The sequence below is a fragment of the Streptomyces sp. NPDC058045 genome (assembly GCF_042885635.1).
Lineage (GTDB): Bacteria > Actinomycetota > Actinomycetes > Streptomycetales > Streptomycetaceae > Streptomyces.
On the sequence record NZ_JBHVRR010000038.1, the window covers coordinates 1 to 12,334 of the forward strand.

Below are 12,334 nucleotides of genomic sequence, written 5' to 3' on the forward strand. Positions count from 1 at the left end.
CACACCATCAGACCAAGTGGCTCCCAAACTCACCGGAGATCCACCGGTACCCGAACTCACCGGATCACCGGCACCGAAACAGCCCGGTAAAAACAGGCTGGCCGACCCGCTGCCCGACCATGTGTCCTTCGACGTCGGCGCCAAGGTCCACGACCTCGCCAACGCCATCCGCGCCCTCAAACGCGCCGAACTGCCCCTGGGCGCCACCCTCGTGGTCACCGCCGCCACCGGCACCATGGGCACCGCCACCGTCAGACTGGCCCGGCACTTCGGTGTCTCCCGCCTCGTCCTCGTCGGACGCAGCGCCGAACGGCTGCACGCGGTCCGGCCACTCGCAGGCGACGTGCACACCGACGTCGTGGCACTGGAGGAACTGCCGTCGGACTGGGCGCAGGAAGGCGGCCTCACCCGCGCCCTGCGCACCCTCGTCCCCCAAGGCGCGGACGCCGTCCTCGACTTCGTACCGGAAGGACCCGCCACCTCCCAGGCGCTCGCCGCGCTGGCCACCGGCGGCAGCCTCGTCCACATGGGAGCCAACCGCAGCCCGCTGACGCTCCCGATGATCGCCGTCATGGTCAACTGCTGGCGCGTCGTCGGCACCCGCGCCTGCACCCGCACGGACGCCCAGGAAGCCCTCACCCTGCTCGCACGGGGCGCACTGGACGCGGAGGAACTCATCACCCACCGCTACCCGTTGGCGGCGGCCGGGGAAGCCGTCGCCGCGATGCGGGACCGGACGGAGCCGATCTGGATGGCGGTGGTCAACCCATGACCGCCGCACGGCTTCCCGTCCTGGTCGTGGGCGGCGGCCCGGTCGGCCTGACCGCGGCCAACCTCCTCGCCGCCCGGGGCGTGCCCCTCATCCTCGTCGAGCGCAACGCCGCCACCAGCGACGAGGCCAAGGCCATCAGCCTGGACGACGAGTCCCTGCGCACCCTTCAGACGGCGGGCCTGGCCGACAAGATCCTGGAGATCGTCGTCCCCGGCACCGGCACCCGCTACTACGACCGCAAAGGCCGCCCGCTGTTCCACGCGCGCGGCCCGCAGCCCTACCGCCTCGGCTTCCCGTTCAAGAACCAGTTCGCCCAACCCGAACTGGAGCAACTCCTCCTGGACGAGCTGAAATCCCACCCCGAGGCCGACATCCGCTTCGCCACCGAACTGGTCACCGTCAACGACCACCCCGACGGCGCCACCGCCACCATCCGGGCACCCGGCGCCACCAACACCCAAGCCCTCCAGGCCAGTTGGGTCCTGGCCTGCGACGGGGGCCGCTCCACCCTGCGCGAACTGCACGGCATCGGCATGACCGGCGCCAGCCACCAGGAGGTCTGGCTGGTCGCCGACACCACCGGCGACCACCACGACCAGCGCTACGGAATGCACCACGGCACCCCCGGCCGGCCCACCGTGATCGTGCCCGGCCGCGGCGGCCGCTGCCGCTACGAGTTCCTGCTGCGGCCCGGGGAGGGCGAGAAAGGAGTCCGGCCCGGCTTCGAGACCCTGCGCGGCCTGGTCGCGCCCTACCGGCCCCTCACCGAGGACCAGGTGGAACGCTGCACCGCGTACACCTTCAACGCCGTCGTCGCCGACCGGTGGCGCGCGGGCCACACCCTGCTGCTCGGCGACGCCGCCCATATGATGCCGCCCTTCGCCGGCCAGGGCCTCAACTCCGGTATCAGGGACGCCGCCAACCTCGTATGGAAGATCGACGACGTGTGGCACGGCCGGGCCGGAGACCGCCTGCTCGACACCTACGAGGCGGAGCGGCGCCCCCACGCCACCGCGATGGTCCGCTACTCGGAACGCCTCGGCGACATCGTCATGACCACCGACCCACGCCGCGCCCTCCTCCGGGACGCCGCCGCCCGCGCCCTGCTGCGCACACCGCCGGGGCGCCGCTACCTCACCGAGATGCGCTTCCGGCCCCCCGCGCGGCACCAGGCCGGCCTGGTCGCCGGAGCCCACGCACTGACGGGCACCCAGCTCCCCCAGCCGCGGGTCCTGGTCCCACCGAGCCTGCACCCCCGGTGGTTCGACCAGGTCCTCGGCCCGTCCTACGCACTGCTCGGCGTCAACGTCCCGGAAGCCGCCTGGCGGCACTTCGAGAACACCGGGTGGCCGGACGACCGGCTCGACATCAAGCGGATCGACGTACTCCTGGACGACCGCCTGCCACCGGCGAACGCGGCCCGCGAAGCCATCGCCGACGCCGACGGCCGCCTGGACGACGCCCTCGCGGCGGCCCGCAACCGGTTCGTCCTGGTCAAGCCCGACCGCTATATCGCCGCCGTGATGGGACCGGACGACATCCCCGCCGTCGCCAACACACTGCGCCAGAAGACCAGTTGAGGATCTCGCCGACGACCACGCAGGAGAAGCCTTGCCCACTCCCACCACCGTCGCGGTGGCCCGCCCCGGCGAAGACACCTTCCACTGGGAACGCGCCGTCCTCGACGACCCCGGCCCCGGCGAAGTCCTCGTCCGCCTCGTCGCGGCCGGCCTGTGCCACACCGACCTGTCCGTCCTCGCCGGCCGCCTGCCCACCCCGCTCCCCGCCGTACTCGGCCACGAGGGAGCGGGAACCGTGGCAGCCGTCGGCCCCGACGTGGCCGGCATCAGCCCCGGCGACCACGTCGTGCTCTCCTTCAACTCCTGCGGCCACTGCGACGCCTGCCGCACCGGCCGCCCCACCACCTGCCCCACCTACTTCCCCCTCAACTTCCGCGCCGCACGCGCCGACGGCAGCACCCCGATCCGCACCGAGGACGGCACACCGCTCGGCGGCCTGTTCTTCGGGCAGTCCTCGCTGGCCCGGCACGCCGTCGTCGCCGCGCAGAGCGTCGTCCGGGTCGACGTCGCGGACGAGGACGAGCTCACCCTGCTGGCGCCCGTCGGCTGCGGCATCCAGACCGGAGCCGGCGCCATCCTCAACCTGCTCCGACCCCGCTACGGGGACAGCGTGGCCGTCTTCGGCGCCGGCGCGGTGGGACTGTCCGCCGTGATGGCGGCCCGCCTCACCCCCGCCCGCACCATCGTCGCCGTCGACGTCGTCCCCTCACGGCTGGCCCTCGCCACCGAACTCGGCGCCACCCACACCATCGACAGCGGCACGGAGGACCTCCGCTCCCGCCTCACCGACCTGGCCGGCCCCGGCGGCCTGACGTACATCGTGGAAACCACCGGCGTCCCCGCACTGCTGGAACTCGCCGCCACGGCCATCACCGCCGACGGAACCGTCGCCGTCATCGGCGCCCCCGCCGCCGGCAGCCGGGCCTCCTTCGACATCAACGCCCTCATCGACGGCCGCACCATCCGCGGCGTCACCGAGGGCGGCAGCGACCGCACCACCTTCATCCCCGCCCTCATCGACCTGGCCCGCCAAGGACGCCTGCCCTACGAGAAGTTCGTCCGCCACTACACCGAGGACCAGCTCCACCAGGCGGTGGCCGACGCCCGCTCCGGGCACACCATCAAACCGGTGATCCGCTTCAACAACCGGACAGGAGAGGCACGTTGAGCCTGCCGCACGCCCGCAACCTGATCGACGGACAGTGGCACGAAGGACACGCGGCCGGCACCGCCCGCGCACCCGCCACCGGGCAGGCCATCGGCACCTACGCCGACGCCGGAGCCGTCACCGCCCGCCGCGCCATCGACGCCGCCCGCCGCGCCTTCAACGAAACCCCCTGGGCCCACGACCGGCAGCGGAGAGCGAGCGCCCTGTCCGAACTCGCCGACCGGATGGCCGCCCGCCGCGACGAACTCGTCCACCTGCTCTCCCTGGAGAACGGCAAACGACGGGCGGACGCGGCCATGGAAGTCGACGCCGCGATCCCCAAGCTGCGCTACAACGCCGCCCTCGCCCTGACCGACACCGGCCGCGCCGCGGAGACCGCCCCCCACAGCTACTCGATGACGCTCCACCAGCTCGCCGGCGTCGCCGCCGTCATCGTCCCGTGGAACTCCCCGGTCATCCTGGCGGTGCGCTCCTTCGCCCCGGCCCTGGCCGCGGGCTGCACCGTCGCCATGAAGATGCCCGCCCAGACCGCCCTGACCAACGGCCTGCTGTACGAGATCATCGCGGAGACCACCGCACTGCCGGCCGGCGTCGTCAACGCCTTCACCGAGTCCGGCGACGAGGGCGCGCCCCTCCTGGTCTCCGATCCCGGTACCGATGTCGTCAGCTACACCGGCTCGACGGCCGTCGGCCGCGTCATCATGGCGGAGGCCGCCCGGCGGCTGAAGGGCTGCTCACTCGAACTGGGCGGCAAATCCCCGATGGTGGTCTTCGACGACGCCGACCTGGACGCGGCCGTGCCCGTGCTGACCGCCGCCCTCACCACGTTCTCCGGCCAGTTCTGCATGGCCGGCAGCCGCATCCTGGTCCAGCGGTCCGCGGCCGACGAGCTGCGCGACCGGCTGATCACCGCGGTGGAGGCGGTCCCGGTCGGCCCCGACGCCGACCCGGAAACAGCCATGGGCCCGGTCATCGACCGCGCCCAGGCCCTGCGTATCGACTCCCTGGTCGCCGCGTCCGCCGACCACGGCCGGATCCTCGTCCGGGGCGGACTGCTCACACCCGACGGCGACGACGCCTATCTGCGGCCGAGCCTGGTGGAGGTGGACGACCTCGCGGCCCCCATCATCCAGCGGGAGGTGTTCGGACCGGTCGCCACCTTCGAGGTGTTCGACGACGAGGACGACGCCGTGCACCGGGCGAACGCCACCGAGTACGGCCTCGCCGCCTCGGTCTGGAGCCGGGACGTCGACCGGCCGCTGCGGGTCGGGCGGCGACTCGACGCCGGGACCGTCTGGATCAACGACTGGGGCGTGATCCGCGACCAGTTCGAGGAGGGCGGCTTCAAGCAGAGCAGCCTCGGCAGGCTCAACGGCCCCCGGGCGCTGGCGGAGTTCCAGGAGATCAAACACCTGGTCCACACACCCCGGACCGGCTGACGAAGGCTCCCGCGGTGGGCTGCCGTGCGTGGGCCACCGTGCCACGGCAACCCACGCCACGGCGGTCGAGCCTTAGGCCGTGTCGTTTGGATCTCCGTGGCGTCGCGTGCCCTGGCACGCACTCTCGCCGCGCCGGCCAAACGCCCAAGTACGTCCAGTACGAGGGCGCTTGGCCGGCGCACCGAGAGCACGCACCAGACCCCGCTCCTTGCTCCACGGAGATCCAAACGACACGGCCTAGCCCCGCCCCTCGCGGACACACACATTGCGGGTCTCGCCCAGGCCCTCGATGACGGTCCGCAGGACCTGGCCCTCCTTGAGGTACACCTTGGGATCGCGGCCGTCGCCGACGCCCCCCGGAGTGCCGGAGAGGATCACATCGCCCGGCCGCAACGTGATGATGTCGCTGATGTACGCGACGATGTCGGCGATCCCGAACAGCAGGTCCGAGGTGCGGGACAACTGCATCACCTCACCGTCCACCTCGCAGCGGATCTCCAGGTCCGGCTCCTCGCCGCCGAACTCGTCCGCGGTGACCAGCTCGGGCCCCAGCGGTGTGGTCGCCTCGAAGGTCTTGCCCGCCAGGAACTCCCGGGTGCGGCGCTGGTATTCGCGCACGGTCACATCGTTGCTGACGGTGTACCCGGCCACGTAGCCGAGCGCCTCGGCCTTCGGGACATGGCGGGCGCTCCGGCCGATGACGAAGGCCAGTTCCGCCTCCCAGTCCACGGTGTCGCTCACCGTGGGCAGGACGACCGGGTCAGCGGCACCGATGAGGGAGGCGTCGTACTTCGCGAACAGGGTGGGATAACGCGGGGTGTCCCGCCCCATCTCCCTGATGTGCGTGAGGTAGTTCAGCCCCAGGCAGATGATCTTGTTCGGGTGCGGTACCACCGGGGCGAAGACCGCCTCGGCCGCGTCGACGACCTCGCTGCCAGCCGCGGCACCCACCCGGGCCAAGTCGCCCCCGGCACCCAGCAGTTCGCCCACGTCGGCCTGGGGGAGCAGGACGTAGGAATCCCCCTCACGCCGAGCCGCCCGGGTGCCGTCGCCCGTCCGCAGAGTCGCCAGTCGCATACCTGATGCACCTCTTCCTTCATTGACTGAATCCGGACCCGATCGTACTCTAGTCGCGAAATACAGGATATCTGTCCTGCAAAATGAGACACACGAGCCACGCAAGGCAAGACGCTCAAGACAAAACACGTGCGACGCGAAGGAGCCGATATGGCCATCACCGGACTCGGTCACACCGGACTGTGGGTCTACGACCTGCCGAAGATGCGGGACTTCTACGAGCGCGTCATGGGGCTGACGGTGACGGACGAGGACGAGGGCCTGGCGATCGTCTTCCTCAGCGCGCGGCCCGACGAGGAGCACCACGAGTTCGTCCTCCAGTCCGGACGGACCTCCCCTTTCGGGGACAGGCAACAGCACCAGATCTCCTGGCGGGTGGAGTCGATCGAGGACCTCAGGACCTTCCACCGGCGGTTCGAGGCGGAGGGCGTCAGGGTCCAGCAGGAGGTGACCCACGGCAATGCCTTCGGCATCTACTTCTTCGACCCCGAGGGCAACCGCAACGAGGTCTACCTGCGCATCGAGCGCGAGGTGCGCCAGCCCTTCCGCAAGACCATCGACTTCAGCCGCTCGCCGGAGGAGATCCACGCGGAGGCCGAGCGGCTCCTCGGCGACGGCGGTGCCGCATACCAGCCGGTCCAGTAGCTGGGCGGGTTCGCGTACGATGTCCTGCATGACAGGACGTAAGTCGGAAATGGCTGCTCCGGCGGGCCAGTACCGGGAACGCAACTCGACCGCGGACCGAGCGCTGGACATCCTCGGACTGTTCTCGGAGGACAGGCTGTCCCTCTCCGGCCAGGAGGTGGCGACCGCGCTGGGGACGGCACGCTCCACCGCCTACCGCTATCTGCAGAGCCTCGTCGGCAGCGGCTTCCTGGAAGAGGACCCCCGGGGCGGGTTCCGTCTCGGCCTGCGCGTACTGGAACTGGCGCGCCTCGCCCGCCGCGGGTACGGACTCTCGGAGATCGCCCTGCCCCTGATGCGGGAGCTGTGCGCGCAGGTCGGCGAGACGGTCCTGCTGACCCGCCGCGCCGGAGGCTTCGCCATCTGCGTGGAGCGGTGCGAGGCGGAACATCCGGTGCGGATCTCCTACGAACGCGGCAGTATGCTCCCCGCCAACGCGGGCGCCTCCGCCCTGGCCCTGCTCGCCCGGCTCCCCGAGCAGGAATGCCGTGAACTGCTGGAAGCCCAGCGGCTCCAGCGCTTCACCGCACGCACCATGACCGACGTCGACGCCCTCATGGAGCGGCTCGCGCAGATCAGGCACGACGGTTTCGCCGTCAGCCGAGGCGAACTCGACGCCGACATCCTCGGCATCGCCGCCCCGATCCGCGGCTCCTCCGGAGACGTGGTGGCCGCCCTGAGCATCGCCGCACTGGAACACCGCATCCCGGACCGCCGACTCGACGAGGTGGTCACAGCGGTCCGCGACGCCGCCGAATCCGCCAGCGACCAACTCGCGGTCGTCGACGACTGACCAGGACACCTTCTCCACCTTCGCCGACGAGCAGTCGCCGACCCGACCCACGACCCAGCCCCCCCGTACGTGTCCCCGCTGCTCTACGCCACCTTCGCCGCCGCGGTGGCCCTCTGCCTACTCGCCGTCAACCTCCCGGCACGCGCAATCCCGCACAACCGGCAAGCCTGAGCCCGGAGTTACGGCAGGGACTTCATCGACGGCGACGGCGATGGCGCCCCACGCCGCCCCGTGCACCGCAGACCGGGCGATCGACTCAGCCAGGGAGGCGGTCCATCAGCCAGGTGGACGGTTCCTCGTCGGCAACCAGCACCTGCATCGCGGCCGCCGCCGCCGGAGTGCTGCTGGGCGTCGACCGGGGCTGGGCGCGGGTGTCGGCGGCCGACACCGGCGCCCTCGTCCTGCTCGCCTACCTCCTCACGTATCTGCTGCTCACCTCCGCGGCGTTCGCGGCCGCCGACACGGAACAGGTATGCGACTGGGCGCGCCGCGAAGACCGGGGCACGGTGCTTCAGCGGTATGTCCTGGGGACGGCGCCCGGCCCGGGAGTGTCGACCTTCATCGCCGCGGCCGCGCTCCTGGTGGCGATGGTCTGGCTTCCCGGGCACGTCCCTTCCGAGTTGGGCCGGATTCCCCGTATCTCGATGGCGTTCGCCCTGGTCGCCGTCGCCTGGGTCTGCGTGGCCGTGGCGTTCGCCGTCAGCTTTCAGGCCGACAATCTGGTGGAGGACGAACGGGGCCTGGGATTCCCCGGCGAGCAGCTCCCGGTCTGGGGTGACTACGTCTACTTCGCGTTCTCCCTGATGACGACGTTCGGTACGACGGACGTCGTGGTGCTGTCGCGGGAGATGCGCCGGACGGTGACGGTCAACTCGGTCGTCGCCTTCGTGTTCAACACCGTCACCGTCGCCAGCGTCGTCTCAGCCCTCAACAGCGGCTGACAGCAGCCGACTTCACGTTCCCCGCACACCTCGCGCGGCGGGCTGAGGGGCGGAGAGGGGGCGGGGAGGGGCGACCGCGCGGATCGACAGTCATATAGTTTGCGCAAGGCTGCAAGCGTGAAGAGGTGCTGCGGGCGGTCGACGCCGGGGTCGGACGGGACCGGAGCGGGAGCGGTGTTCGGCGCGAAGTGGCGGGCGGACAGCCGGACTTGACGAATTTCGGGGGGATGCGTGAGCCGATTCAGCCGACTCAGTGCGGAGGACAGACGAGACTTCGAGGGTGTGCTCGATCGGGCGCTGAAGTCCCCTCAGATCCTTGACGCCCGGCGCGGTGCGGACCGGACGCAGAACGCCCAACGGGCCTACACCACCGAGCAGTTGCGAACCCAGGCGCTGAAGGACCACGCCGCCATCATGGCCGCCGCCCAGCACGAGTACCGCCACTACCGCCGCCGGCGCGCCACCGCCGTCCGCGGCGGCGAGAAGGGTGCCGGGCCGACAGCCGGCCGGAGCCGCGGCCTCCTCGGGGCGCTGGGGTTCCTGATCCCGGTGCTGGCCGCCATGGCCGCGCTGGTGTTCCTCGTGTTCGGCTACGGCCTGCGCCTCACCGGCCAAACCACCAGTCCGGCAGGCGAGTTGGTGACCGCGGGGTGGTGCGCCGCGGCCGTCGCGGCGCTCGCCGCGCTCCTCGGTCTCGCCGGCCTGCTGGTGAGCGCGGGCCGCAATCGGGCTGTCGCGTACGCGGACCACCTCCGTGAAGTCGACCCGGCCGAGGCCGCGGCCCGGCAGGCGTGGCACCAGGCGCTCCTGGAACGGGGCATGGTGCCGTACCTGGAGGACCGGCTCCGCGGCACGACGCCTCCCGCCCCCACCGCTCATCCATCGGCATGAACCAGAGGGACGAGAAGGAACCGAACGGGCCCCGCCGCCGTAGTGGTACATGGCGGCCCCCGTACAGCGCGGTCCGCCGGACACCGCCGGGAGTTCGAGAACAACGGGAGGCAGACCAGAAGTGACTACGCCGCGGCCTGGACAGACCACACGACCCTCCGGCGCGCCCAACGGGCCGCACCCGCCACGACGGACGCGCGCATCGACAGGACCGTACCGACCCGATCCGCGGAACCCGCCTCAGCCACCACCCCCGCCACCGCTTCCGCCCCATCCCCCTACGGTGCCCGGAGAATGGCCCCCGCTGTCGACACTGCTCCAGCGGCGACTGCCCCGCCGGCTGGCACCCCTGACCGGCCAACTGGCGCCCCTGGTCATCCTGTTACTACTGGTCTTCTTCCCCGTGCCCCTGCTCTACGTCTTCCTGCGCAGCGCCCGCGTCACCGCCACCCGCATCTTCCGCACCCCTCCCGCCGCGGCGTCCGCCCCTGGGCACGACGAGACGGTGGACCGCGTGAAGAAGTTCCGGACATGGGTGGCGATCGCGGTGTCCGTGGCCATCTACGCCATCGGGTACCAGAACCTCCGCGACATCCTCTCGGACGGCTCGATCGCCCTCCTCGTCACACCCTGGCTGCTCATCGCCACCGCACCCGTGGTGGTCTCGATCCTCATCCTGTGCGCGCCGGCCCACCGGCGCCGCCCCATGCGCACCGCCGTACGCGGCCCGCTGCGCAAACTCGCCTGCTACATCGGCACGATCGCCCTCGTCCCCGCCGCGCTCGCCCTCACGTCCCTGATCGGCCGATCACCACTGGACGGATGGCCGACCTTCGCCGGTCTCATCGGCATCATCTGGTCGCTGTGCCTGTTCCTGTTCTCCTCGGCCACCGTCGTACAGACGGGCTTCGGCGTCGCCGCGGTCCACCCGGCGCTCCCCGCCCTGCTGACCAGCATCCTGGTCTGGGAACTCGCCCTGTTCAACGGCCTACCCGCCGGCCCACCACCCCTCGCATACGCCATGCTCATCGGCGGCCCGACGACGGTGACCGCCCTCTCCTGGTGGGAGATCCACCGCCTCCGAACCCGCTCGGGGGTGACCTTGCGGCACGGGTGAGGAGGTGCCGGGCGTGGTGGGGTGATCCCGTCCGCCGTGCACAGCCTCGCCGCGCGTACGCGGGCCGGCCGGAGTCATCGTTTCCGCATGGCGAACGCCGTGTGCCCGGAGGGTCGGCTGATGTCGATCCGGGCGACCCGTCAGTCCCGGGTGGCGAGGGTGATGACCGCGAGTAGGTGACCGCCGGGGGCGATGGCGTGGGCCGGGCGGCTCTCGACGAGCATCGGTGTGCTGGCGCGGATCCGGTCGGCGAACAGCGTCGTCTCCTCGGCGACCGTGTGCGCGCCGGTGACTACGGTCGGCGTACCGGGTGGGACGAGGGCGGTGTCGGCGACGCGCACACAGTCGTCGGTCCTCTCGGTAGCGTCGGCCGCCTACATGGTCCACCTGGCGGCCGGATGGTGACGCACGCGAACGTCCCACCGCCGATCGAAGGCCGTCGCGGACTGGCCAACTCCTTGCCGCGGCCCCCGCGTGGTGGCGGGGATCACTGGGCCACAGAAGGCAAACGGGATTTACGTCACCCGCCGCCCGCAGATCTGCGGTCGGCGGCTGACGTCTGTGAGCGGTTCATGCCGGGACTCACATCAGTTCGGTTGCGGGCTCTGCTTTGTTGTGCGCCCACGGTGAAGCGCTTCGAGCCCGACAGACGAGTTGTTGCCAGGCTGTAGGGGGTCCTTGGTCGTGAGCAGAACCATCTGGCGGTGCGAAACGTCTTCTGCCGTGATCGATTTCATAAGCCGGTGGTCAGTGGCTGCCGTCGGTTTGGTGTTGAATCCACACATGGGGTGAGAGGTAAAGCCGATCGTAGGGGGATGCGTGAGCAGCAGGAATCTGCCGGGCCGCCGGAGGATGGGGCGCATTGCGATGAGTCGTCGTGAAAGGAAGGCCGGCTCGTGACGACCATTCATACCGTGGCGTGGAGCTGCTGGGGCGGGTTCGTCCTGATCGTGATCCTGGTTTCGGCGTTCCAGATGCGCAAACTCAGGCATCGCGAGATGGGTATGCGCACCTGGCCCCATGTCCAGGCCGCCATCGTCGACCACAAGGCAGTGCCTGGCGTGAGCTCTGGTGGCGACCTGCCGCTGTCGAGCTCCTACATCGGCGTCTATCAGTACGTCGGCCGGACGGTCAGACATATCAGGGAGAGACAGTCTGGAGTAAAACCCGGCCGCTGCCGATGCATCAGGCCTTGGCGGTGTGCGTCAATCCCGGCAAGCCCACCGAGTCGTATCCGGTCGAGAAGGTCAGTCGGGCCACGCTCGGCTGCATGTTCGCGTTCATGGCCGCGTTCTGCCTCGGGTCGTTCTATTTCCTGCGGCTGCTCCTGGGCAGTTGAGCCCGCACTGACTACGACGCCCGACAGGCAGGACTGAGACATGGTCTACGACAGAGATCGCAAACACCGCAATGATGAGGTGTACGCCGAACATCGCGCAGCCCTCGCCCGGGGCGAAAAGAGAATCCTCCAATCCACGACCAACGGTGAACTCCACAGTTATCGCGAGGACGAAATCGGGTTTCTCGCCGGCAGTGGAACACCCCAGGTGCGGACCTGGTGGGGCATGGGCATCCTCTTCTGCCTCATGGTGGTGCTCGGCCTCGGCACCCTCGTGGTGGTGTTCCTCCCCCTCGCGAGCGGTGGTTCCGCCCCGTGGGGAGTCCTGTTCGTGACGGTCTTCGCCGGCCTGCTGGGGTGGTACTTCTTCGGCCTGGCCCGCGACGAGTACCGGGCCACGAAGATCCGCCGGAGCCGCGGCACTCCGGATCCGGGGGACCGATGAGTACGGCCTTCCCTGGACCTGGGCAGAGCGGATCCGGGGTGCCCCGAAAGGGCTCCTCGCAGGGGCCAGGGCTCGCGGGAATTCTCAT

General features: G+C 70.5%; 13 protein-coding genes. 11 read left to right on the top strand and 2 right to left on the bottom strand.

Translation table 11 applies throughout. The features are described from left to right. The first annotated feature begins 16 nt into the window (after positions 1-16). The 4 genes from ACFVST_RS21480 to ACFVST_RS21495 are packed head-to-tail and all read left to right on the top strand — an operon-like array spanning position 17 to position 4,959. Positions 17-772 (top strand): zinc-binding dehydrogenase, encoded by a 756-nt coding sequence (locus ACFVST_RS21480; protein WP_390154299.1) that lies wholly within the window; start codon positions 17-19, stop codon positions 770-772. Beyond that, positions 769-2,352: a bifunctional 3-(3-hydroxy-phenyl)propionate/3-hydroxycinnamic acid hydroxylase gene (locus ACFVST_RS21485; RefSeq protein WP_390154302.1), complete on the top strand. Its 1,584-nt coding sequence runs from the start codon at positions 769-771 to the stop codon at positions 2,350-2,352. Before ACFVST_RS21480 ends, ACFVST_RS21485 begins: the two co-directional genes overlap by 4 nt. A gap of 31 nt (positions 2,353-2,383) precedes the next feature. Then, positions 2,384-3,520: an NAD(P)-dependent alcohol dehydrogenase gene (locus ACFVST_RS21490; protein ID WP_390154305.1), complete on the top strand. Its 1,137-nt coding sequence runs from the start codon at positions 2,384-2,386 to the stop codon at positions 3,518-3,520. Continuing rightward, positions 3,517-4,959, top strand: a complete 1,443-nt coding sequence (locus tag ACFVST_RS21495) for an aldehyde dehydrogenase family protein (protein WP_390154308.1) — start codon at positions 3,517-3,519, stop codon at positions 4,957-4,959. The genes ACFVST_RS21490 and ACFVST_RS21495 overlap by 4 nt, the downstream gene beginning before the upstream one ends. A 237-nt stretch (positions 4,960-5,196) precedes the next feature. Here ACFVST_RS21495 and ACFVST_RS21500 read toward each other — a convergent pair whose 3' ends face one another. Continuing rightward, on the bottom strand, positions 5,197-6,036 hold the full coding sequence (locus ACFVST_RS21500) for a fumarylacetoacetate hydrolase family protein (RefSeq protein WP_390154311.1): 840 nt from the start codon (positions 6,034-6,036) through the stop codon (positions 5,197-5,199). 150 nt (positions 6,037-6,186) lie between these two features. Between ACFVST_RS21500 and ACFVST_RS21505 the strand changes: the two genes are divergently transcribed. The 5 genes from ACFVST_RS21505 (at position 6,187) to ACFVST_RS21525 (ending at position 10,462) form a co-directional block, all read left to right on the top strand. After that, positions 6,187-6,681 (top strand): VOC family protein, encoded by a 495-nt coding sequence (locus ACFVST_RS21505; RefSeq protein ID WP_390154314.1) that lies wholly within the window; start codon positions 6,187-6,189, stop codon positions 6,679-6,681. 28 nt (positions 6,682-6,709) lie between these two features. Beyond that, positions 6,710-7,513: an IclR family transcriptional regulator gene (locus ACFVST_RS21510; RefSeq protein ID WP_390154317.1), complete on the top strand. Its 804-nt coding sequence runs from the start codon at positions 6,710-6,712 to the stop codon at positions 7,511-7,513. 284 nt (positions 7,514-7,797) lie between these two features. After that, a complete protein-coding gene (locus ACFVST_RS21515) occupies positions 7,798-8,454 on the top strand; it encodes a DUF1345 domain-containing protein (protein ID WP_390154320.1) in 657 nt (218 codons plus the stop codon). 282 nt (positions 8,455-8,736) lie between these two features. Beyond that, positions 8,737-9,345: a hypothetical protein gene (locus ACFVST_RS21520; protein WP_390154323.1), complete on the top strand. Its 609-nt coding sequence runs from the start codon at positions 8,737-8,739 to the stop codon at positions 9,343-9,345. A gap of 283 nt (positions 9,346-9,628) precedes the next feature. Further along, the gene (locus ACFVST_RS21525; protein WP_390154327.1) at positions 9,629-10,462 is read left to right on the top strand and encodes a hypothetical protein; all 834 of its coding nucleotides are present in this window, start codon (positions 9,629-9,631) and stop codon (positions 10,460-10,462) included. 140 nt (positions 10,463-10,602) lie between these two features. Here ACFVST_RS21525 and ACFVST_RS21530 read toward each other — a convergent pair whose 3' ends face one another. After that, positions 10,603-10,803 carry a hypothetical protein gene (locus ACFVST_RS21530; protein ID WP_390154330.1) on the bottom strand — a complete coding sequence of 67 codons (201 nt, stop codon included), beginning with the start codon at positions 10,801-10,803 and terminating at the stop codon, positions 10,603-10,605. 839 nt (positions 10,804-11,642) lie between these two features. Here ACFVST_RS21530 and ACFVST_RS21535 point away from each other — a divergent pair. Together ACFVST_RS21535 and ACFVST_RS21540 are read left to right on the top strand one after the other, a co-directional pair. After that, entirely contained in the window at positions 11,643-11,801 is a 159-nt protein-coding gene (locus tag ACFVST_RS21535) for a hypothetical protein (RefSeq protein WP_390154333.1), read from the top strand. A 40-nt stretch (positions 11,802-11,841) separates the two neighbouring features. Beyond that, complete coding sequence (locus ACFVST_RS21540) at positions 11,842-12,246, top strand: hypothetical protein (RefSeq protein ID WP_390154336.1); 405 nt, start codon at positions 11,842-11,844, stop codon at positions 12,244-12,246. Positions 12,247-12,334 lie beyond the last annotated feature (88 nt).

What these genes read in the sequence shown, in the direction of transcription:
- ACFVST_RS21485 (WP_390154302.1), top strand. Translation starts at nt 769, where the DNA reads ATGACCGCCGCACGGCTTCCCGTCCTGGTCGTGGGCGGCGGCCCGGTC.
- ACFVST_RS21500 (WP_390154311.1), bottom strand. Translation starts at nt 6,036, where the DNA reads ATGCGACTGGCGACTCTGCGGACGGGCGACGGCACCCGGGCGGCTCGG.
- ACFVST_RS21505 (WP_390154314.1), top strand. Translation starts at nt 6,187, where the DNA reads ATGGCCATCACCGGACTCGGTCACACCGGACTGTGGGTCTACGACCTG.
- ACFVST_RS21510 (WP_390154317.1), top strand. Translation starts at nt 6,710, where the DNA reads ATGACAGGACGTAAGTCGGAAATGGCTGCTCCGGCGGGCCAGTACCGG.
- ACFVST_RS21535 (WP_390154333.1), top strand. Translation starts at nt 11,643, where the DNA reads ATGCATCAGGCCTTGGCGGTGTGCGTCAATCCCGGCAAGCCCACCGAG.
- ACFVST_RS21540 (WP_390154336.1), top strand. Translation starts at nt 11,842, where the DNA reads ATGGTCTACGACAGAGATCGCAAACACCGCAATGATGAGGTGTACGCC.